Origin of the sequence: Phytomonospora sp. NPDC050363, assembly GCF_040655735.1 — a bacterium.
Taxonomy (GTDB): Bacteria; Actinomycetota; Actinomycetes; order Mycobacteriales; family Micromonosporaceae; genus Phytomonospora.
Map to the genome: position 1 here is coordinate 369,790 of NZ_JBFAKK010000005.1, position 20,489 is coordinate 390,278.

Sequence of the window (20,489 nt, forward strand, 5' to 3'; positions counted from 1 at the left end):
GGTTCGCGAACCCCCTTTGCATCTGTTGTTCAGCCGCCCAGCGACACCATTCCGTCGCCGCTGCGTTCCGAGGCCTCGACCTCGACGAGCGAGTCCTCGGGGTGCTGGTCGGGGTCGGTGGCGATGATCAGCCCGTCGACCACGTCCGTGAGCTGACCGTGCCTGGCGTAGTCGGCGCGCTGACGGGCCGCACCGCTCCCGCGTGTGCGGAGCATGTCCCACAACCGTGTCACGGTGTCGAACTCGCCCCACGACTCGAGGATCGGGCGGACGTGCGCCAGGAGCGCGTCGACGAGCATCGTCGCCGGCCGCAGCCGGCCGCTGCGCACGTCGATGCCGTGGCCTTCGATGCCGTCGCGAGCCGCGCGCCAGTGCGCCGCCCGAAGGATCTCGGCCGGTACGCGCGGGCCCTTGTCGCCGTCGGCGACCGCCTGGACGCCCAGTACCACCAGCGCCCGCACGAGGGCGGCGAAGAGCACCGTCTCCTTGTAGCCGGCCGCCACGTCGGCGACGCGGATCTCCAGGGTCGGCAGGTGCGCCGAGGGGCGCACGTCCCAGAAGATCGAGCGCCGGTCCTTGAGCGCGCCGCCTTCCAGCAGCGTGCCGACGACGTCCTCGTAGTGTCCGAGGGAGCCGAAGAACGGCGGGGGACCGGCCACCGGCCACCCGCTCCACGACAGGGTCCGCCAGCTGGAGTAGCCGGTGTCGCGGCCGGCCAGGTACGGCGAGTTGGCGTTCATGGAGAGCAGGACCGACAGCCACGGCCGAACGTGGTTGCCGGCCAGGATCGCCGTCGTCTTGTCCGGAACGTGCACGTGGACGTGGCAGGCGCAGATGTTCTGCCCGTCCTGGAGCGCGCGGAACATCGCGGTCGTCTCGCGGTAGCGCGGCAGGTCGGCGATCGGCGGGGGCGTGACGTCCCCGAGGATCGGCGTGCCCGTCGCGGTGACCCGCAGGCCTTCCTCGCGCGCGGCGGCCACCGCGATCCGCCGCATGCGGCGGATCTGCCCGGCGAGTTCGCCGAGCGCCGTGTAGGGGGCGGTGCGTGCCTCTATCTGCTGTTGGGTGAACTCGGTGCTCACCGACCCGCCGGGCCAGGTTTCAGCGCGGGCGACCACGGCCGCCGCGTCGGGTACCGCCTCGCGGGTGATCGGGTCGACAATGAAGTACTCCTCCTCGACGCCCATGGTCGGCGCGGGAGGGAAAGAAAATGCATTACCGGGGATGCCGCCCATGGGCCGCCAATCGGGATTGCTGAACGCGAGTCCCTGGCTTCCACCGCAGCCAAAGATCGGCGTGCGTATGAAGCGCACGGCCCCCGGAGGGGGCGATCCGATACCACGAGACTACCGCCCGTGGCGGGTCCGGCGCATCGGCCGAATACCGGACAAGCTTCCGGGGGCCCCGGCGGGCCCCCGAGCCCGTCCGCCTACTCGAACTCGTGCTGCATCAACTGCCGCGCGGCCTCCGCGATCGACCCCGACAGTGACGGGTAGATCGTGATCGTCTGCGCCAGCTCGGCGACGGTCAGGTGGTTCTCCACGGCCATCGCGATCGGCAGGATCAGCTCGCTGGCACGCGGTGCCACGACAACGCCGCCGACGACCAGACCCGAGGCGGGCCGGCAGAACAGCTTCACGAAACCGTCGGTGTCGCCGTTCATCTTCGCCCGCGCGTTGCCCTCCAGCGGCAGCATCACCGCGCGGGCGGGCACCCGCCCGGAGTCCACGTCGGCCTGCGTCGCCCCGACGGTGGCCAGCTCGGGGTCGGTGAACACGTTCGCCGCGACCTTCTTCAACCGCAGCGGCTGGACGGCCTCGCCCAGCGCGTGCCACATCGCGATCCGCCCCTGCATCGCCGCCACCGACGCCAGCATCAGCACGCCCGTCACGTCCCCGGCCGCGTAGATCCCCGGCACGTTCGTGCGCGAGACACGGTCGACGGTGATGAACCCGCCCGGCCCGCGCACCACACCGGCCTCGGTGAGCCCGAGGTCGGCGGTGTTGGGCACCGACCCGACCGTCATCAGCGCGTGCGAACCCTCCACGACACGCCCGTCGGTCAACTCGACCCGAACTCCCTCGCCGTCGCGTTTCACACTCGCCGCGCGCGCCTTCGGCAGGATCTCCATGCCGCGCTCGCGGAACACGTTCTCGATCGCCATCGCCGCGTCGGCGTCCTCGTGCGGCATGACCCGCTCGCGGCTCGACAGCAGCGTCACCTCGACGCCCATCGCCTGGTACGCCCCGGCGAACTCCGCCCCCGTGACACCCGAACCCACGACCACGAGCTTCGTCGGCAGCTCGTCGAGGTCGTAGACCTGCCGCCAGGTGAGGATCCGCTCGCCGTCGGGCTGCGCGTCGCGCAGCACCCGGGGGGTCGCCCCTGTGGCGAGGAGCACGACGTCGGCCTCGATGTCGTGCGGATCACCTTCCGCGGGCGTGACCAGCACCTTGTGCTGGTGCGCCTCGGCCGATCCGGTCAGCGCCGCGCGTCCCGCGATGAACGTGACACCGGCCTTGACGAGCTTGGCGTGCACGTCCTCCGACTGCGCCACCGCGAGCTGCTTGACCCGCGAATGCACCGACGAGGCGTCGACGGTGATGTCCCCTGTCGACACGCCGAGCCGCGCCGAATTGCGCGCCGCGGTCACCACGCCGGACGACGCGATGAAGGTCTTGCTGGGAATACAGTCCGACAGGACGCACTCGCCGCCGGCGCCCGCCTCCTCGACCACGGTCACGTCCGCGCCGAGTTGTGCGGCGACGAGGGCCGCCTCGTACCCGGCCGGACCTCCGCCGATGATCGCTATCCGGGTCACTTCGCTACCTTCCCGCCGGTGTTGTGCGCGTACAAATGCTTCCACGGCATTGTCTCTCAAGCTATCGTCGTACAGTGCCGCTGTATGCCGCGTACGGATCAAACCTCGACCCCGGACGGATGAGGGCCACGTGCCCGCACTCGCCGCTGGTCGGCACTGGATGGCTTGAGGGCTGGCGATTGACCTTCGCCGGCTCCGAACTGGGCTGGGAGGGCTCCCTGGCGACGGTCGTCGAATCGGCCGGTGACCGCGTCTTCTGCGCCCTCTACGACGTCGACACCGTCGACGCGGCCACCCTCGACGAGCTGGAGGGCGCCACCGGCGGCGTCTACCGCAGGCTGCACGCCCACGTCGCGACGCTCAACGGCGATGTGGCCACGTGGATGTACGTCTTCGACGGCTACGAGGGCGGGCTCCCGTCGAGCTGGTACCTGGCCGAGCTGGCCGCCGCCGCCGAGAAGGCCGGCGCGCCGGAGGACTACGTCGACGCCATCCGGAAGCGCCCGACCGGCTAGCCCCCAACTGATACCTTTCCGCGACCGGCCGCGTCCGCACCGCGACCCGGCCGAGACCCGACGCGAGGAACGTCACATCCGAGCCCTTAGCCCGGAGGTGCCACATGCGTCGTCTCGCCCGCGGTCTCGTTCCCGCCGCCCTCGCCGTCCTTCTCCTCGCCGGTTGCTCGGCGGGGCCCGACGACGCCGACGCGGATTCCGGGGGTGATCCCGCCCCCGCCTCCACAGAGGACCCCGCGGCCGGGGAGGACGGCGCCGAACGGCAGGTCGTCTACACCGGCGAGCTGTCGCTGAGCGCTCCCGACGTGACCTCCGCCGCGCGCCAGGCGATCGAGCTGGTCACCGCCGCCGGCGGCTTCGTCGCCGGCGACCGCCGCGAACTGGGCGACGGCGCCCGCACGACGCTGACCCTGCGCATCCCGGCCGAGTCCTTCACCGCCACGGTCGAACTCCTGGCCGCGCTGGGCACCGAGGAGTCGCGGACCCTGTCCACGACCGACGTGACCGAGACCTCCGCCGACCTCGACACCCGCATCGCGACCAAGCGCGCGAGCGTCGAGCGGGTCCGCGAACTCATGGAGGACGCCTCCTCGCTGTCCGAAGTGGTCGAACTCGAGGCCGAGCTGACCACGCGCGAGACCGAACTGGCCGAACTCCAGGCCGACAAGCGCGACCTCACCGACGCCGTCGCCTTCGGCTCGCTGACCCTGCGACTGGACGCGCCGGCCGAGACGAGCGCGGAGTCCCCGACCGCTCCGCCGGGCTTCGGCTCGGGCCTGGAGTCGGGCTGGGACGGCCTGGTGCTGTTCGGCGCGGTGGCGCTGACGATCCTCGGCTTCATGCTGCCGTTCCTGGCCGTCGTGGGCGTGCCGCTCGCGGCGGTGTGGACGTGGTCCCGCCGCCGTCGAGGGCTGCCCGTGCTCAGGCGCAAGGTCGGGCGCCCGGTCCAGCCGCCCCCGCCGGACGCGCCGGCGGAGGCGCCGGCGGGCAAGGCCGGCGAGGCGAAGCCGCCGTGGGGGACCGGGCGCTTCTAGAATGCGTAGGGCCCGAAGCGACCCCACGCCACGAAGAGGTTCAGGGCGAGGTAGATCAGGTCGACGACCATCAGCTTGTACTCGCCGCGCCGGACGCGCACGATCGTCGCGCCGATCATGATCACGGCCAGCCCGGAGGCGGCCAGCGGGACCAGGATCGGGGCGATGTCGAGCAGCGCGGGCAGGATCAGGCCGATCGCGCCGAGCACCTCCAGCGCGCCGATGGCCTTCACGCCGGCCGAACTGAACTGCTCGGTCCAGGCGGCGCTGGCGCCCGCGGCGGCCAGCCTCCGCTTCGAGACGATCACCTTGCCCGCGCCCCCGGCCAGGTAGGCGGCGGCGAGCACTCCGGCGACGATCCACAGGGCGATGTTCATGGCGGTTCTCCTAGAGCGTGTCGTTCACGGCTGTTCGGAGATGAGACGGGGCCCGCGCGACATTCGTGACACGGCCCGGCCGCGCACATGACAGTGGCCGGTGGGCCACTCCGGCACCACCGGCCACCGATCCTTGCGGCGTTCGAGCGCGAGCCCTAGAACGCCGCCGAACTCACCGCCGCCATCGCGGTGTGCGTCATGACCCGCACGCCCGTCGCGATGGCCGACTCGTCGACGTCGAAGTCGCCCTGGTGCAGGTCGAGCGCCTGTCCGGCGCGTCCCACGCCCAGCCGCGCCATCGCGCCGGGCACCTGCTCCAGGTACCAGGCGAAGTCCTCGCCGCCCATGCTGATCGGCGACTCGGTGACCCGGTCCTCGCCTAGCGCGGCCGCGGCGGCACCGGCGAAGATCGCGGTGGCCACCCGGTCGTTGACGACCGGCGGGACGCCTTGCGTGTACTCGATCTCGGCGGTCGCGCCGGTGGCGGCGACCACGTCGCGGATGAGCTGCTCGACCATGCCCGGCACGGTCTTCCACGCGTTGCGGTCGAGCATCCGCACGGTTCCGCGCACGACGCCTTCCTGCGGGATGGCGTTGGCGGCCTGTCCGGCCTGGATCGCGCCGAACACCAGCGCCACGCCGATCCGCGGGTCGAGGCGGCGGTTGAGCAGCGCCGGCACGTCGACGACCACACGCGACAGGGCGTGCACCAGGTCGGTGGTCAGGTGGGGCCGGGACGTGTGCCCGCCGCGACCCGACAGCCGCACCTCCAGCATGTCGGAGGCCGCCGTCAGCGGCCCCGAGCGCATGCCGATCATCCCCGCGGGCAGCCGCGGGTCGCAGTGCAGCGCGTAGATGGCCGCGACGTCGTCGAGTGCTCCCGCGCGCATCATCACCGGCGCGCCCGAGGGGAACTTCTCCTCGCTGGGCTGGAACACCAGCCGCACCCGGCCGGGGAGCTCACCGCGCGCGGCGAGGTCGGCCAGCATCAGGCCGGTCCCCAGGATGACCGTGGTGTGCACGTCGTGTCCACACGCGTGACAGGCCCCGTCGACGGTCGAGCGGTAGGGCACGTCCTTCGGGTCGACGATCGGCAGCGCGTCCATGTCGCCCCGCAGGGCGATCGCGCGGTCGCCCTCACCGATGTCGCAGAGCACGCCGTTGCCGCCGGGAATGAGCCGTGGCGTGAGTCCGGCGGCCGAAAGCCGCTCGGCCACATAGGCCGCGGTGCCGTGTTCCTCGCCCGAGAGTTCGGGGTGCATGTGGAAGTGGCGGCGGATCCGGACGAGTTCCTCGGCGTGAGCGGCCAGCCAGGCGTCGAGGCGACCCGGCAACGGGTCACCGTCGGCGACCGGCCCGAATGGGGCGGGCATCGGCTCTGCGGAGAGTGTCGACGTGATAGTCACGGTGTGGGTACCTTCGTACTGGATTGAATGGACTTGAGGTCGGACTCCATGGCTCTTTGCGGCATGGCTCGAAACGTTGTCGCAATGTTGAGTGCCGTGCGGGTCTTCGGTCATGTGTGCGTCTACAAAAGACTCGACCAGCCTAGACCGCCGCTGATTACTGTCCGCATTGGGCAGTCGATTGGCGTCCGCGCTGTCCGAGGGTCTCTCGGGACGCTTGGCCGCCCGCGGCCCGCGGTCGGATACGTCGCGGGCCTGTTTTCGCTTGTGGTGCGGTTGCACTGAGCTTGCCACCTGTCCCACACCTCCAATAACGGTTCACAAGCCGATCAAGTTACGGCTTGAACGGTCAACCGTTGGTGGGACGACGGTGTCGGCGGATCGTGACGGTGCTTCGCAATCAAACTACGTTGAGTAATCTCCACTTATGAATTCTTACTCATCACAACGTAGAGCCGTCGCACAACGGGTCCGTGCATTAAGGCACTGAGTGCAATTATCTTCGCACCGAGTGGCAATTGATCTTTGCTATTCGCTGATACGGCGGCGCCAGTAGGGGCTCTCCTGTGGCCGCTCCCGTTGGAGCCTCTCCCAGAGGCGGCCCAGTTCGAACGCTACCGCGAACCTCGACCTGGCTCCCAACATCACCGCCAGACCCGCCACATCCCGTTGAACCGTCCGTCGCCCGCACCCCACCTCCCGGGCGACCCGCTCGTCGTCGTGGCCCGACCACAGCAGGTACGCCACCTTCACGTGCCGGGGAGAAACCCGCACGCCCAGCAGGACGCTCGCGCGCTCGGACAGCTCCCGGTAGAACGCTTCGTCCTCCCTCGTCATCCTGTCTGTCTAACACGCTCATACCCAGGTGTCCCGTTCGTTACTCCGCGTACGCCGTTCGGCGACTTCGCGCCAGGCCTCTTCCGTCCGCATGTGAGCCGATCTAGCGTTTGCCACCCGTGCCCCGAAAGGACCGCCCCGGTGACCGACGCCCTCGCCGAGCGCTCACGCGCCCCGCTGAACATCGTGCTGGCCTCCACGGCGGTGAACGTCTTCGGCAGCGCGGTGACGGTCGTCGCGGTCCCGCTGCTGGTCTTGCACCTGACCGGCTCGGCGTTCCACCTCGGCCTCGTCGGCGCCTTCGAGGCCGTCGGCCTCGTCGCCGGGAACACCTTCGGCGGCGCCCTCGCCGACCGCTTCGGCGCCCGCCGGACCGCCGTCGCCGGAAGCCTGTCGGCAGCGCTGGTGCTCACGCTCATCCCGCTGCTCGACCGGCTCGGCCCGCTCAACGTCGGCGTGCTCTGCGCGATCGGGATGGTCGCCAACGCCTGCGGGAGCACCGGCGGCATGGCCCGCCGGGGCCTGGTCAACCAGGTCGCCGAGGACGCCGGCGTCAACGTCGACCGCGCCGAGAGCGCCTACCAGTTCCTGCTCAACGCCGGCTACGTCGGCGGCCTCGCCCTGGCCGGCCTGCTCGCCGCGGCGGTGGACCTGGCGACGCTCATCTGGATCGACGCCGGCAGCTTCGCGCTGACCGCGCTCGTCGTGGCATGCGTCCGCTACGCGCCCAAGCCCGGCGTGGCCGCCGCCGGCGGCAGCCTCCTGCGCGACTGGCTCGACGGCCTGCGCACCGCCTGGCGGGAACCACCGGTGCGCCTGGCCCTGCTGGCCGGCTGCGCCATCTCGGGCATCGCCGCGGCCATGGGGACGGTCGTGCTGCCGCTGTACGGCGTCCGGACCGGCGCGCCCGAAGGCGGTCTCGGCTGGCTGCTCGGCGCCAGCACGCTCGGCTCACTGCTCGGGCTCGGCCTCTACACGCTCATGGTCGACCGCGTCGCGCGCTGGAAGGCGCTGCTGGCCTGCCTCGCCGCCGAAGGCGTCGCGATGCTCGCCTTCGTGGCCGTCCCCGTCTTCGGCGCGCGACTGGCCTTCCTCGCCCTCGCCGGGCTCGGCAGCGGCCCGGTCGTCCCGCTCGTCATGTCGCTGATCCGGCGCTTCACGCCGGCGACCATGCACGGGCGCGTGCTCGGGCTGTTCTTCGCCGCCGCCACCGGACTGTCGCCGCTGGCCAACCTCGCCGTCGGCGGCGTGCTGGAGTTCGCGCCACTGTGGACGGTCCCGGCCTTCCAGGGCGTGGTCCTGCTCGCCCTGGCGGTGCCGCTGGGGCTGCGCATGCGCAGCGCCATGACGGACCTGGAGTCGCGTCAGAACGAGTCCGGCGGCACGTAGCGCCCCCAGGCCTCGCGCAGGGTGTTGCAGACCTCCCCGACGGTCGCCTTCGCCCGCAGAGCCTCCCGCAGCGGGTAGAGGACGTTGTCCTCGCCGTCGGCGGCCTCCCGCAGCGCGGCGAGCCTCGCCTCGACCTCGGTGTTGTCGCGTTCGGCGCGCAGCCTCGCCAGCCGGCCCGTCTGGGCGGCCTCGATGGCGGGGTCGACGCGCAGCGGTTCGTAGGGCTCCTCGGTGTCGAGGGTGAAGCGGTTGACGCCCACCACGACCCGCTCGCCGGAGTCGATCGACAGTGCCGTGGCGTAGGCGCTCTGCTCGATCTCCTGCTTCTGGAAACCGGCCTCGATCGCCTCGACCGACGAGCCGTGCGCGAAGACGCGCTCGATCAGCCCGACCGCCTCGGCCTCGATCTCGTCGGTCATCGCCTCGACCACATAGGACCCGGCGAAGGGGTCGACGGTCGCCGTCACGTCGGTCTCGTAGGCGAGGACCTGCTGCGTGCGCAGCGCCAGGCGCGCGGCTTTCTCCGTCGGCAGCGCGATCGCCTCGTCGAAGGAGTTCGTGTGCAGCGACTGGGTCCCGCCGAGGACGGCGCCCAGGCCCTGCACGGCGACCCGGACGAGGTTGACCTCCGGCTGCTGGGCGGTCAGCTGCACGCCCGCGGTCTGCGTGTGGAAGCGCAGCATCAGCGACTTCGGGTTCTTCGCGCCGAACTCCTCGCGCATCACCCGCGACCAGATCCGCCGCGCGGCCCGGAACTTCGCGACCTCCTCCAGCAGCGTCGTGCGCGCCACGAAGAAGAAGGACAGCCGGGGCGCGAACTCGTCGACGTCCATCCCGGCCGCGATCGCCGCCCGCACGTACTCGATCCCGTTGGCGATCGTGAACGCGATCTCCTGCGTGGGAGTCGCCCCGGCCTCGGCCATGTGGTAGCCGGAGATCGAGATGGTGTTCCACTGTGGAATCTCGGAGCGGCAGTAGGCGAAGGTGTCGGATACCAGACGCAGTGACGGTTTCGGGGGGTAGATGTAGGTTCCCCGCGCGATGTACTCCTTGAGGATGTCGTTCTGGATCGTCCCCAGGAGCGCCGAACCGGGGATGCCCTTCTCCTCGGCGACGAGCTGGTAGAGCACCAGCAGGACCGCCGCCGGGGCGTTGATCGTCATCGAGACCGAGACCTTGTCCTGCGGGATGCCCTCGAACAGCACCCGCATGTCCTCGATCGAGTCGATCGCCACACCGACCTTGCCGACCTCGCCGCGCGCGATCGGGTCGTCGGAGTCGAAGCCCATCTGCGTGGGCAGGTCGAACGCCACCGAAAGTCCCATCGTCCCGGCGTCCAGGAGTTGGTGGTAGCGGCGGTTGGATTCGGCGGCGGTGCCGAAACCGGCGTACTGTCGCATGGTCCACGGCCGCGTGGTGTACATGGTGGGGTAAACGCCCCTTGTGTACGGGAAACCACCGGGTTCCCCGAGGCGCTCGTCTAGCCCGGGTGCCACATCAGCGGCCTTATATACCGGTTTGATGGGGAAGCCAGACTCACCACGTCGTACGTCCGTCATGGCGCTGATAGTAGGGGCGGCCTCGGGCGGCTGGCGGCCGGTGGGCACAATGGCGCGGTTCCGCCACAATGGGACCCTCGCCCCTCGGAGGAAGCATCGTGACTCAGCACACCCCCGTGCCCGAAGACGGACGGGCTGTCGTCGGCGCGACGATCGCCGGACGTTACGAGCTGCGCGCCCCCATCGGCGACGGCGGCATGGGAGCCGTCTGGCGGGCCCACGACGGCCTGCTCCAGCGTGACGTCGCCGTCAAGGAGGTCCTGCTCCCGCCCGAGCTGCCGGCCGCCGAGCGCGACACGCTCGTCGAGCGCACGCTGCGCGAAGCGCGCGCGGCCGCGGCTCTCTCGCACGCGTCGGTGATCCGCGTCTTCGACGTCATCACCGAAGGCGGGCGCCCCTGGATCATCATGGAGCTGCTCCAGGCCCGCAGCCTCGCCGACATCCTCAAGGAGGACGGCCCGATGCCGCCCCGCGTGGTGGCCAAGATCGGCCTTTCCATGCTCGGCGCTCTGGAAGCAGCGCACGCCGCAGGGATTCTGCACCGCGACGTCAAGCCCGGCAACGTGCTCATCAGCTCCGACGGCCGCTGTGTCCTGTCGGACTTCGGCGTCGCCCGCACCAACCAGCCCTCGAACCTGACCACGCCCGGCATGGTCCTCGGCTCGGCCCACTACATCGCCCCCGAACGCGCCACCGGCGGCCAGATCGGCCCCGCCAGCGACCTCTTCTCCCTCGGTGTGACCCTCTACGCCGCCGTGGAGGGCCGGCCGCCCTTCGACCGCGCCAACGCGCTGGCGACGATGCAGGCCGTCGTGCACGACCCGCCGGAGTCCCCGCGCCGCGCGGGGCCGCTGATGGCGATCCTCGGCGGGCTGCTCGACAAGGACCCGCACCGCCGCTGGACCGTCGAGCAGACCCGCGCGGCGATCCAGCAGCTTCTCGGCGGCGCCGGGCCGCTGGCGTCGCAGGCCGTCGACGGTCTCACCGACCTGCACCGCGTCATCCCGCAGCAGCCTTCCCGGCCGGTGTCCTCGCCGCCGGTGTCGGGCGCGCCCGTCTCGGCCGTCCCGGTGTCGGGCATGCCGACCTCCGCGCCGCCTATGTTCCAGCAGCCGCGCCCCGAGGCCGCCTTCGAGTCGACGGCCGCCCATCCGGCCCCCTCGCCGAACAGCGGCGCTTACGAGCAGGCCCACCCGTTCAGCCCGCCCGCGCCGCCGCAGGGCGGCTACGGGGAGCAGACCCGTCCCTTCACCCCGCCGCAGCCCTCGCACGGCGGCTACGGCGAGGAGACGCGGCCGTTCATGCCTCCGCAGCCGGCCTATGCCCCGTCGCAGCACCAGTCGTCCCCGTACGGACCTCCGCAGGGCCAGTTCCCGCCGCAGACCCCGAACTACCCGCCGATGCCCGGTCAGGGCGGCGGCGGAGAGAAGCCGGGCGGCGTCGGCGGCCTTCTGGAGACCGCGAAGAAGCACACGAAGCCGTGGATGCTGGCCGTCGCGGCCGGCGTCGTGGTCGTCGCGCTGATCATCGGCGTGACGAGCATGCTCGGCGGCGGGGACGAGGACAACCCCGGCGGCGCGACCCCGACGGGCAACGACGGTTCGAACACCGCCGCCGAGGCCGATCTCTACACCAGCCCGGACGGCGACTACACGGTCAACGTGCCCAAGGGCTGGACGATCGTGCCGAACGGCGGCAACGTCATCGATTGCAAGGATCCCGCCAACGCGGACCGCTGGATCCGCTTCAACGTCACCAAGGAGAAGTCCGCTCCGGACAAGCTGCTCACCAGCGCCGCCGCGGGGCTCGACGGCGGCGAGTTCAAGAAGGACAGCCTCAAGCAGCTCAAGCTGGAGCCCATCACCTTCGGCGGGCACGAGGGCACGGTCATCGAGTACACCGGCATCCGCGACAAGGACGACGTGGTCCGGCACGCGCTGTGGGCGATCATCAAGGTCGACGGCGTGAACTACCACATCTACCTCTCGGTTCCCGACGACACCTTCGCCGACAGTCAGGCCGTGTTCGACCAGGCGGTGGCCTCCTACGAGCTCGTCGAGTAACGGCCTTTACGCGTGGTGCCACCCAGGCACCACTCGTGTGTCCGTTATGCGAACATGCACGCATGAACCAGTCACCACCTGACCGCAGGCTCGCGCGGTTGAGCGCGGCCGCGCAGTCCTGGATCGCCGACGATCCGGACCCCGCGACCGCCAAGGAGCTGCGCCGCGTCCTCGACGAGCTGCCCGACAGTGCCGCCGACCTCGCCGACCGCTTCGCCGGGCGGCTCGCCTTCGGCACCGCGGGTCTGCGCGGGCCGGTGCGCGCCGGGCCCAACGGCATGAACCGCGCGGTCGTTCGCGCCGCGGCGGCCGGACTGTGCGCCTGGCTGGACAAGTCGGGCGCGCAGGGTCCGGTGGTGATCGGCTACGACGCCCGCTACGGGTCGCTGGACTTCGCCGAGGAGACCGCGCGGGTCGTGACCGGCACCGGCCGGCGGGCGCTGATCTTGCCCGAGGCGCTGCCTACGCCGGTGCTGGCCTATGCCGTCCGCGCGCTGAACGCCGTCGCCGGGGTCATGGTCACCGCCAGCCACAACCCGCCGCGCGACAACGGGTACAAGGTGTACCTGGGCGCCGAACTCGGCGGCGTGCTCGGCGCGGGCGCGCAGATCGTGTCCCCTGTGGACAGTGAGATCGAGGCGGCCATCGCGGCCGTCGGACGCCTCGCCGACGTGCCCCTGGGCGACGCCGCCGAGCTCCTCGACGGTCCCATCGTGCAGGGCTACCTGGCCGGCGTCGCCGCCATTACCGACCGCGACGACCCGCGCGACCTCGACATCGTCGCCACGCCCATGCACGGCGTCGGCGGCAAGACCCTCACCGAGGCCCTCACCCTCGCGGGCTTCTCGGCGCCCACCATCGTCGCCGAGCAGAACCGCCCCGACCCGGCCTTCCCGACCGTCGCCTTTCCCAACCCCGAGGAGCCCGGCGCCACCGACCGGCTGCTCAACCTCGCGCGCCAGCGCAAGGCCGACATCGCCATCGCCCTCGACCCCGACGCCGACCGCTGCGCCGTGGCGATCCCCGACGGCGAGGACTGGCGCCTCCTGCGCGGCGACGAGCTCGGCATCCTGCTCGCCGACCACCTCATGCGGCGCGGCCGCGAGGGCACCTACGCGACCACCATCGTCTCCTCGTCGATGCTGCGCGCCCTGTGCCTGGCCCGCGACGTCCACTACGAGGAGACCCTCACCGGCTTCAAGTGGATCGTGCGCGCCTCCCGGGATCTCGCCTTCGGTTACGAGGAGGCCATCGGCTACTGCGTCGCCCCCGACCACGTCCGCGACAAGGACGGTGTCAGCGCGGCCGTCCTCGCCTGCGAACTGGCCGCCGGGCTCAAGGCCCGCCTGAGCAACCTCGGCGAGCGTCTCGACGAGCTGGCCGAGGAGTTCGGCGTGCACGCCACCGACCAGCTGTCGGTGCGCGTGGAGGACCTTCGCGAGATCGCCGACGCCATGGCCCGGTTGCGCGAGCGCCCGCCGGCGACGCTGCTGGACGAGCCGGTCGCCTCGATCGAGGACCTGCTGCCGGAGACCGACGCGATGCGGCTGCGGACACCGCAGGCGCGCGTGGTGGTGCGGCCGTCGGGCACGGAGCCGAAGCTGAAGGCGTACCTGGAGGTCATCGAGCCGGTCCGCGACGGTGAGGTCGGCGAGGCCCGCGAGCGGGCCACGGCGTGCCTCCAGGCGCTGCGGACCGAGGTCGCGCACGCGCTGGGCTTGTTAGAACGGGCGTGAGGCGGGCGGGGGGCGAGGGCTTCCCGCCTGGCCGAAAACCCCTCGCCCCGGGCTGCCTGCGGGCGTAACGTCCACCGGCTGTGCGCACCCTCCCCTCCGCCGACCCCGGCACCCCTGACGCGAAGTCGCCCGCCCGCTACCTCTGGTGGCTGCTGCGCGGGCAGGCTTCCCGTGTCCTGGCCGGAATGTTCTACGGCATCGTCTGGATGGTCTGCATGGCCGTCTCGCCCGCGCTGCTCGGCCGGGCGATCGACGAGGGCGTGGCGACGAAGCACTGGCCGTCACTGCTGGCCTGGTCGGGAGGCATCCTGGTGCTGGCCGCGGTGGGTGCGGCGGCGGGGATCATGCGGCACCGGACGGTCGTCATGGTGTCGATGTTCGGTGCGTTCCGGACCGTGCAGGTGACCACCAAGCGGGCCGTGCTGCTCGGTGCGGCCCTGCCCAAGCAGGTCTCCACCGGTGAGGTCGTGTCGGTCGGCGCGGCCGACATCAGCAACATCGGCATGGCCCTCGACATCAGCGCGCGGCTCAGCGGAGCGGTCGTCACGCTTGTGGTCATCGTCACCATCCTGCTGGCGATCTCGCCGCCGCTCGGAGCGGTGGTGCTCATCGGGGTGCCGATCCTGATGTTCCTCGTCGGTCCGCTGATCAAGCCGCTCCAGCGGCGCGAGGCGCACTACCGCGAGCAACAGGGCGGGTTGTCGGCGCAGGCCAACGACATCGTGTCGGGTCTGCGGGTGCTGCGCGGCATCGGGGGCGAGGAGCTGTTCTCCCGCCGGTATGCCGAGCGCTCGCAGGAGTTGCGGCGGGCGGGCTACCGGATCGGCGCGGTGCAGACGTGGGTGGAGGCCCTGCAGATCCTGCTGCCGGGACTGTTCCTGGCGCTGGTGACGTGGCTGTCGGCGCGGATGGCGAACTCGGGCGCGATCAGCGTCGGCGACGTGGTGGCGATCTACGGTTACGCGGCCCTGCTGACGATCCCGCTGCGCACCTTCGCCGAGGCCGCCTACAAGGTCACGCGCGGCCTTGTCGCGGCGCGCCGGGTGGTGAACATCCTCAATCTCCAGCCGGACGTGGCCGACGAGTCGTCCACTGTGGACAGCAAGGGCGGTGAGCTGGTCGACCCCGCGTCGGGTCTGGCGGTGCCGGCCGGTCGCCTGTACGCGATCGCGGCCGCCGAACCGGCCGACGCCACGGCCATCGCCGACCGCCTCGGGCGCTACGAGGACTCCGGCGCGACCTTCGGTGACGTGCCGCTGTCGGCGATGCCGGTCGCCGAGGTGCGGCGCCGGATCCTGGTCGCCGACAACGAGTCGCGGCTGTTCGCGGGGACGCTGCGCGAGGAGCTCGACGTGCGCGGCGGCAACGGCGACGACGTCCTGGAACGCGCCCTGCGGGTCGCGGCCGCCGAGGACATCGTCGAGGCGCTGCCCGGCGGGCTCGACGGCGAGGTCGCCGAGGCCGGGCGGTCCCTGTCGGGCGGTCAGCGGCAGCGGTTGCGGCTGGCCCGCGCGCTGGTCGTCGATCCCGAGGTGCTGATCCTCGTCGAGCCGACCTCGGCCGTCGACGCGCACACCGAGGCCGCGATCGCCGAGCGCATCGGGGAAGCGCGCGCCGGGCGCACCACGATCGTGGCGACCACGAGCCCGCTGCTGCTGTCGAAGGTCGACGAAGTGGCCTATGTGGACAGAGGGAAGGTGCTGGCCACCGGACCGCACCACGAGCTGCTGCGAACCGAGCCGCGTTACCGGGCGACCGTGACGCGCGGGGAATCCGAGGACTGAGGACGGCAACCTCCGGCCCGCCATCGGCATCTTTCGGGGTGAAGACAGATGGAGGGACCATGAGGTCACGTGTGTACCGGCTGCTGCCGGCCGTTCTGATCGCAGCGCTGGCGCTCAGCGCCTGCGGAGGCGACGGTGATGACGGAAAACCCAGCGGCGCCAAGGAAGCGTGGCTTGAGGGCAACAAGGCCGACGCCGAACTGGACCAGGTGATCCAGCGGCTGACCCGGCAGTGCATGGAGGCCAAGGGCTTCAGCGTGCACCCCGACAACGGGATGGGCGGCGAGGTCTGGGTCTTCAACCCCGACGAGATCATCCAGAACGAGCAGGCGCTCACCCTGGAAGGGGCCCAGAAGAACGGCTACGGCATGGACCCCCGTGGCTCCTCGCCCGACGACGCGCCCAGCGACGACTCCAGCGGCGACGCCATGCCGGGCGAGGAGGAGTGGGACGACAGCTTCTACACGGAGCTGTCCGACGACGAGCGCGAGGCGTACTACATCGCCCTCGAAGGCGTCGACAAGGAGAAGATCTACCAGGAGTTCTACGAGAACCTGGAGGAGAAGAGCGACGGCGACCCGGTGAAGTCGCACGAGGAGCCCGACTTCCCCAACCACGAGAAGATCACGCTCCCCGACGGCACGACCCGCCAGTTCCCCACGCAGGGCTGCACGGCCGAGGTCAACGCCCAGATCTTCCCCGACGGCATCGCCGTCTACCTGGAGAAGGAGTACTACGCGCTCGACAAGTTCTCCAGCCTCATCTGGGAGGAACTGCGCGAGGGCGCCGACATGCAGGCCCTCGACGTGTCCTGGTCGACGTGCATGTCCGGCCGGGGCTACGAGGGGCTCGAAAGCCCCGACGAGGCCTGGGAGAAGGCCAACGAGCTCTACTACGGGCCGATGACGGTCGAGGAGGACGGCGAGGGCAACAGCACCGCCATCGCGGTCGGCGAGGACGAGTTCGAGATGCCGACCGACGAGGAGATGGACGTCGCCAGGGAGAAGGAGATCAAGCTGGCCGTCGCCCACGTCGAGTGCGACCAGGAGAGCGGCCACTCGACCGGCGCGACGGAACTGATGAAGGGCGCCCTGGACACCTACCTCGTCGACTACGAGACCGAACTGTTCGGCTGGTACGAGTACGTGAAGGCCGCGCTGGTCACCGCTCAAGGTCAGCTGAAGGAGTAACCGGTGGCCATCACCATCACCCGCTCGCGGGTCGTCATCTCGCTGCTCAGCCTCGGCCTGGTGGTCTCCTCCGGCGTCGCGGTGTGGGCCGGATCCCAGGCGCGCACGCCCGCGCAGGTGTCGGCCGAGGCCGACTCGCCCGAACCTTCAACGGTCACCGCGACCGTCCAGGAGGGCCCGCTCGCCTCGAAGCGCACCTACGACGGCGAACTCAGCCGCGAGGTCGCCCTCGCGGTCAAGGCGCCGGCGACCGGCGGTGCCGAGGGCGGCGGCGCCGAGCAGATCGTGACCTACCTGCCGCGCAAGTCGGGCGACGAGGTCGCCAACGGCCAGTGCCTCATCGAGATCTCCGGGCGCCCGATGATCGCGCTCAAGGGCAAGTTCCCGGCCTTTCGCGACATCAAGGAAGGCGACAAGGGCCGCGACGTCTCGCAGCTCCAGTCGGCCCTGGCGCCCATGTACGGCACGCCCGTCACCGGCACCTTCGACGCCCGCACGACCGCCGACGTCCGGCGCCTCTACGGCGCGCTCGGCTACCAGGTGCCCACTGTGGACGGTGAGTCGACGGTCGGCGAGGACGGCGAGTCGAAGCCGGCGCCGAAACTGGTCGCCGTGCCCGCCGCCGAGCTGCTGATCGCCGCCTCGCTGCCCGCGACGGTCGGCAAGATCAGCGCCCAGGTCGGGCTCCCCGCCAAGGACACCCTGCTGACCCTGGTCGGCGGTGCCTGGCAGGTGACCGTCCCGCTTCCCGACGGCCACAAGGGCCTCGACGACATCGGCGACGACGCACGTTTGACCTTCGGCGAGGGCCCCCTTGAGGAGAAGGGGACCAGCCTCCTCGGCATCGGCGTGCCCGCCGGTCAGGAAGAGGAGGAGAAGAACGAGGAGGAGGACGCCTGGGGCGGCGACGGCGGCGGCCCGACGGAGGTCGCGACCTTCAAGGTCGCCCCCGGCGACCTGCCCAAGAAGCCCAAGGCCGGATCCGCGCAGAGCGTCGTCGTGGAGTTCGAGCACTCACCGCTCGAAGCCGTCGTGGTACCCGTCTCCGCCTTGTGGCGTAAGGCGAGCACCGACGTCGTGACCACTGTGGACGCCGCCGGCAACCGCGTCGACGTGCCGGTCACCGTTCACCTCAACCACGAGGGACTCGTCGCGGTCACCCCGAAGGAGGGCGAACTGGCGGTCGGCGCGAAGGTCGTCGTCGCCGAACGGAGCACCAAGAAATGATCGAGCTGACCGAGGTGGGCCGCACCTTCCCCGGCCCGCCCGAGGTCGCCGCGCTGCGCGACGCGACCTTCACCGTCGAGACCGGTGAGATCGTCGCCATCGTCGGGCCCTCGGGGTCGGGGAAGTCGACCCTCCTCAACGTCCTCGGCCTGCTCGACGAGCCGACCTCGGGCACCTACCGGCTCGCCGGCGTCGACACCGGGACCCTCAAGGAGAGGCAGCGCACCGCGCTGCGCGCCACGACCCTCGGCTTCGTGTTCCAGTCCGCCTACGTCATCGCCCACCTCGACTGCCTCGCCAACGTCGCCATGCCGCTGGCGCACCTCGGCGTGCCGCGCAAGGAACGCTCCGGGCTCGCCGAGGCCGCGCTGCGGTCCGTCGGGCTCGGCCACCGCCTGCACGCCCAGCCCGCGACCCTCTCCGGAGGCGAGCGGCAGCGCGTCGCGATCGCCCGCGCGATCGTCCACGAACCCCGCGTCCTGCTGTGCGACGAACCCACCGGGAACCTCGACAGCGAGAACACCCAGGCTGTGCTCGACCTGCTGGAGGAACTGGTGACCGGCGACCGCGCCGTCGTGATCGTGACCCACGAGACCGAGGTCGCCGACCGCGCCGACCGCACCGTGAGGGTGGTGGACGGCCATGCGGCTCCCCTGGCGGCGTAAGGCAAGGAGCGCCGAACCCGAGTTCGGGCGCAAGCTCGCCACCTCGCCCCGCGACGCGCTCGTGCAGGCCGCCCTCGCTGTCAAAGGACGGCGGCTGCGGTCGAGCCTCACCATCGCCGGCGTGGCGCTGGGCATCGCCACCGCCATCGGCACCCTCGGCATCACCGCCTCGGCCGCCGGGGCCGTCTCGGACCGCTTCGACGCCGTCAAGTCCACCCAGGTCACCGCCCGCTACCCCGAAGGGATCGCCGCGCCGCCGGGCACCGCGTCGGACAACGTCCGCACCCTCAACGGCGTCGACCAGGCCGGGCTGTCCTGCAAGGCCGACGACATCGACGTCGGCCGCAACGCCTACGGCAAGACCGTCAACCTGTCGGCGATGGCCGCCCAGCCCGAGGCGATGCTCGCCTACCAGGCCGGCCTGGAGATGGGCCGCTGGTTCGACGCCGGGCACGGCGAACGCGGCGACCCCGTCGTCATGCTCGACACCGCCGCCGCCGACCAGCTCGGCATCAAGACCCTCGCCGACGGGCCCATGGTCTTCATCGGCGGGCAGCCCTACCTCGTCGTCGGGATCTTCAACGCGCCCGAAGCCGAGACGCGCTTCACCCGCGCCCTGGTGTTCCCCTACGAACGCTGCCTCGGCGGCGGGTTCAGCGCGGCCGAGGCCGTCGTGCGCACCCAGCCCGGCGCCGCGCAGCAGGTCGCCACCGAAGTCGCGCTGGCCCTGCATCCGCAAGCCCCCGACCGGCTCACCGTGACCACCCCGCCCGACCTGGAGACCTTCCAGCAGGGCGTGCAGTCGGAGACGCAGGCGCTGTTCCTGGGGCTCGCGGCGATCTCGCTGCTCATCGCGGCCATCGGGATCTCCAACACGACCTACGTGGCCGTGCTGGAGCGCAAACCCGAGATCGGGCTGCGCCGAGCCACCGGTGCCACCAGGTCGGCCATCACCGTTCAGTTCCTCTTCGAGTCGGGGATCCTGGGGCTGGTCGGAGGGACCATCGGCACCGTCCTCGGCGTCGACGCCACCGCCGCCGCCGCACTCGGCAAGGACTGGCTGGTGATCCTCGACCCCGTCCTGCTGGCCGGCGGGCCCCTCCTCGGACTCGTCGTCGGCACCCTCGCCGGCATCTACCCCGCACTGGCCGCCGCCCGACTCCACCCCGTCGAAGCCCTACGAACAACCTGACCGAACACACGGCCGCCGCCACCGCCACCCACCACCACACGGCCCGGCGGCGGCCCCATACCGGGCGGAACGCCGACAGGGAACCGGCGCGACCCCGCCCAGCCGCGACGCGGTCCAGTGGAGACGACCGCCCGCGGCACGACCCGGGAACCGGGGTGGTGATCGGTTCCCGGGTCTCTGCTCGTTGCGCCGCTGGGCGCGGTCCGCCGCTGGGCGCGGCGGCGGACTCGCCGTCGGGGGAGGTGGGCGGTGGGGTGGGGGGCGTCGGGTGGGCGGCTTCGGGGATTCGTGGCCGCCTGCCTCAGTAGTGCGCGACCAGCCCTGCCCGCGGTGTGGGGATGTCTGGCCCTCGCTGGGCCTGATCCAGTCCGGGCGTGAGCTGGAGGCGCCAGCCCCGGCTCCGAGCCGCCGGCCAGCCGCCAGCCGCCGGCCAGCTGCCAACGGGCGTCTGCCAGCCACGAGCCACCGGCGCCGAGTTGCGAGCTGCCAACGGGCGTCTGCCAGCCGCGTGCCACCGGCGCCGAGTTGCGAGCTGCCAACGGGCGTCTGCCAGCCACGAGCCACCAGTTCCGAGCTGCGAGCCGTTGTCCGCGCGCAAGGGCCGAGTTGCCGCACGCCGCCAGCGCGTTCATTCCCAGCCACCCGCGTCACTCCAGCCGTTGCCGTTGCTGCTGCTGCTGCCGCCGCTCGTGAG

At 71.4% G+C, this 20,489-nt stretch carries 16 protein-coding genes; 10 read left to right on the top strand and 6 right to left on the bottom strand.

Annotation, left to right across the window (positions count from 1 at the left end):
* Positions 1 to 29 precede the first annotated feature (29 nt).
* Both AB0I28_RS16280 and AB0I28_RS16285 read right to left on the bottom strand, forming a co-directional pair.
* Positions 30 to 1,187: a glutamate--cysteine ligase gene (locus tag AB0I28_RS16280; RefSeq protein WP_357493885.1), complete on the bottom strand. Its 1,158-nt coding sequence runs from the start codon at positions 1,185 to 1,187 to the stop codon at positions 30 to 32.
* A gap of 242 nt (positions 1,188 to 1,429) precedes the next feature.
* Positions 1,430 to 2,821, bottom strand: coding sequence for an NAD(P)H-quinone dehydrogenase (locus AB0I28_RS16285; protein WP_357493887.1), 1,392 nt, complete (start codon positions 2,819 to 2,821; stop codon positions 1,430 to 1,432).
* Positions 2,822 to 2,895: 74 nt separating this feature from the next.
* Here AB0I28_RS16285 and AB0I28_RS16290 point away from each other — a divergent pair, with 74 nt between their 5' ends.
* Both AB0I28_RS16290 and AB0I28_RS16295 read left to right on the top strand, forming a co-directional pair.
* A complete protein-coding gene (locus tag AB0I28_RS16290; protein WP_357493889.1) occupies positions 2,896 to 3,336 on the top strand; it encodes a gamma-glutamylcyclotransferase family protein in 441 nt (146 codons plus the stop codon).
* 104 nt (positions 3,337 to 3,440) lie between these two features.
* Complete coding sequence (locus AB0I28_RS16295) at positions 3,441 to 4,370, top strand: DUF4349 domain-containing protein (RefSeq protein ID WP_357493891.1); 930 nt, start codon at positions 3,441 to 3,443, stop codon at positions 4,368 to 4,370.
* Here AB0I28_RS16295 and AB0I28_RS16300 read toward each other — a convergent pair.
* From AB0I28_RS16300 to AB0I28_RS16310, 3 genes are all read right to left on the bottom strand, one after another.
* Positions 4,367 to 4,747, bottom strand: a complete 381-nt coding sequence (locus AB0I28_RS16300) for a DoxX family protein (protein WP_357493893.1) — start codon at positions 4,745 to 4,747, stop codon at positions 4,367 to 4,369. The genes AB0I28_RS16295 and AB0I28_RS16300 overlap by 4 nt on opposite strands.
* A 155-nt stretch (positions 4,748 to 4,902) precedes the next feature.
* Complete coding sequence (locus AB0I28_RS16305) at positions 4,903 to 6,120, bottom strand: amidohydrolase (RefSeq protein WP_357493895.1); 1,218 nt, start codon at positions 6,118 to 6,120, stop codon at positions 4,903 to 4,905.
* A 561-nt stretch (positions 6,121 to 6,681) separates the two neighbouring features.
* The gene (locus tag AB0I28_RS16310; protein ID WP_357493897.1) at positions 6,682 to 6,990 is read right to left on the bottom strand and encodes a hypothetical protein; all 309 of its coding nucleotides are present in this window, start codon (positions 6,988 to 6,990) and stop codon (positions 6,682 to 6,684) included.
* A 141-nt stretch (positions 6,991 to 7,131) separates the two neighbouring features.
* On the opposite strand from AB0I28_RS16310, the gene AB0I28_RS16315 reads away from it, so the two are divergent.
* A complete protein-coding gene (locus AB0I28_RS16315) occupies positions 7,132 to 8,379 on the top strand; it encodes an MFS transporter (protein ID WP_357493899.1) in 1,248 nt (415 codons plus the stop codon).
* Here the strand turns inward: AB0I28_RS16315 and AB0I28_RS16320 are convergent.
* Positions 8,355 to 9,938, bottom strand: coding sequence for a methylmalonyl-CoA mutase family protein (locus AB0I28_RS16320; protein WP_357493901.1), 1,584 nt, complete (start codon positions 9,936 to 9,938; stop codon positions 8,355 to 8,357). The genes AB0I28_RS16315 and AB0I28_RS16320 overlap by 25 nt on opposite strands.
* 98 nt (positions 9,939 to 10,036) lie before the next feature.
* Here AB0I28_RS16320 and AB0I28_RS16325 point away from each other — a divergent pair, with 98 nt between their 5' ends.
* The 7 genes from AB0I28_RS16325 (at position 10,037) to AB0I28_RS16355 (ending at position 19,795) form a co-directional block, all read left to right on the top strand.
* Positions 10,037 to 12,001, top strand: coding sequence for a protein kinase (locus AB0I28_RS16325; protein WP_357493903.1), 1,965 nt, complete (start codon positions 10,037 to 10,039; stop codon positions 11,999 to 12,001).
* A 62-nt stretch (positions 12,002 to 12,063) separates the two neighbouring features.
* The gene (locus tag AB0I28_RS16330) at positions 12,064 to 13,737 is read left to right on the top strand and encodes a phospho-sugar mutase (RefSeq protein ID WP_357493905.1); all 1,674 of its coding nucleotides are present in this window, start codon (positions 12,064 to 12,066) and stop codon (positions 13,735 to 13,737) included.
* Between the two features lie 80 nt (positions 13,738 to 13,817).
* The gene (locus tag AB0I28_RS16335) at positions 13,818 to 15,521 is read left to right on the top strand and encodes an ABC transporter ATP-binding protein (protein ID WP_357493907.1); all 1,704 of its coding nucleotides are present in this window, start codon (positions 13,818 to 13,820) and stop codon (positions 15,519 to 15,521) included.
* Between the two features lie 59 nt (positions 15,522 to 15,580).
* Positions 15,581 to 16,711, top strand: coding sequence for a hypothetical protein (locus AB0I28_RS16340; RefSeq protein WP_357493909.1), 1,131 nt, complete (start codon positions 15,581 to 15,583; stop codon positions 16,709 to 16,711).
* Between the two features lie 3 nt (positions 16,712 to 16,714).
* On the top strand, positions 16,715 to 17,938 hold the full coding sequence (locus AB0I28_RS16345) for a hypothetical protein (RefSeq protein ID WP_357493911.1): 1,224 nt from the start codon (positions 16,715 to 16,717) through the stop codon (positions 17,936 to 17,938).
* Positions 17,935 to 18,603: an ABC transporter ATP-binding protein gene (locus AB0I28_RS16350; protein WP_357493913.1), complete on the top strand. Its 669-nt coding sequence runs from the start codon at positions 17,935 to 17,937 to the stop codon at positions 18,601 to 18,603. The genes AB0I28_RS16345 and AB0I28_RS16350 overlap by 4 nt, the downstream gene beginning before the upstream one ends.
* Positions 18,581 to 19,795: an ABC transporter permease gene (locus AB0I28_RS16355; RefSeq protein ID WP_357493915.1), complete on the top strand. Its 1,215-nt coding sequence runs from the start codon at positions 18,581 to 18,583 to the stop codon at positions 19,793 to 19,795. Before AB0I28_RS16350 ends, AB0I28_RS16355 begins: the two co-directional genes overlap by 23 nt.
* The last annotated feature ends 694 nt before the right edge of the window (positions 19,796 to 20,489 follow it).

Excerpts from the sequence above, each read along its gene's own strand:
- AB0I28_RS16280 (WP_357493885.1), bottom strand. The coding sequence starts at position 1,187 with ATGGGCGTCGAGGAGGAGTACTTCATTGTCGACCCGATCACCCGCGAG.
- AB0I28_RS16320 (WP_357493901.1), bottom strand. The coding sequence starts at position 9,938 with ATGACGGACGTACGACGTGGTGAGTCTGGCTTCCCCATCAAACCGGTA.
- AB0I28_RS16340 (WP_357493909.1), top strand. The coding sequence starts at position 15,581 with ATGAGGTCACGTGTGTACCGGCTGCTGCCGGCCGTTCTGATCGCAGCG.
- AB0I28_RS16355 (WP_357493915.1), top strand. The coding sequence starts at position 18,581 with ATGCGGCTCCCCTGGCGGCGTAAGGCAAGGAGCGCCGAACCCGAGTTC.
- AB0I28_RS16300 (WP_357493893.1), bottom strand. The coding sequence starts at position 4,747 with ATGAACATCGCCCTGTGGATCGTCGCCGGAGTGCTCGCCGCCGCCTAC.
- AB0I28_RS16350 (WP_357493913.1), top strand. The coding sequence starts at position 17,935 with ATGATCGAGCTGACCGAGGTGGGCCGCACCTTCCCCGGCCCGCCCGAG.
- AB0I28_RS16310 (WP_357493897.1), bottom strand. The coding sequence starts at position 6,990 with ATGACGAGGGAGGACGAAGCGTTCTACCGGGAGCTGTCCGAGCGCGCG.
- AB0I28_RS16305 (WP_357493895.1), bottom strand. The coding sequence starts at position 6,120 with ATGCCCGCCCCATTCGGGCCGGTCGCCGACGGTGACCCGTTGCCGGGT.
- AB0I28_RS16330 (WP_357493905.1), top strand. The coding sequence starts at position 12,064 with ATGAACCAGTCACCACCTGACCGCAGGCTCGCGCGGTTGAGCGCGGCC.
- AB0I28_RS16295 (WP_357493891.1), top strand. The coding sequence starts at position 3,441 with ATGCGTCGTCTCGCCCGCGGTCTCGTTCCCGCCGCCCTCGCCGTCCTT.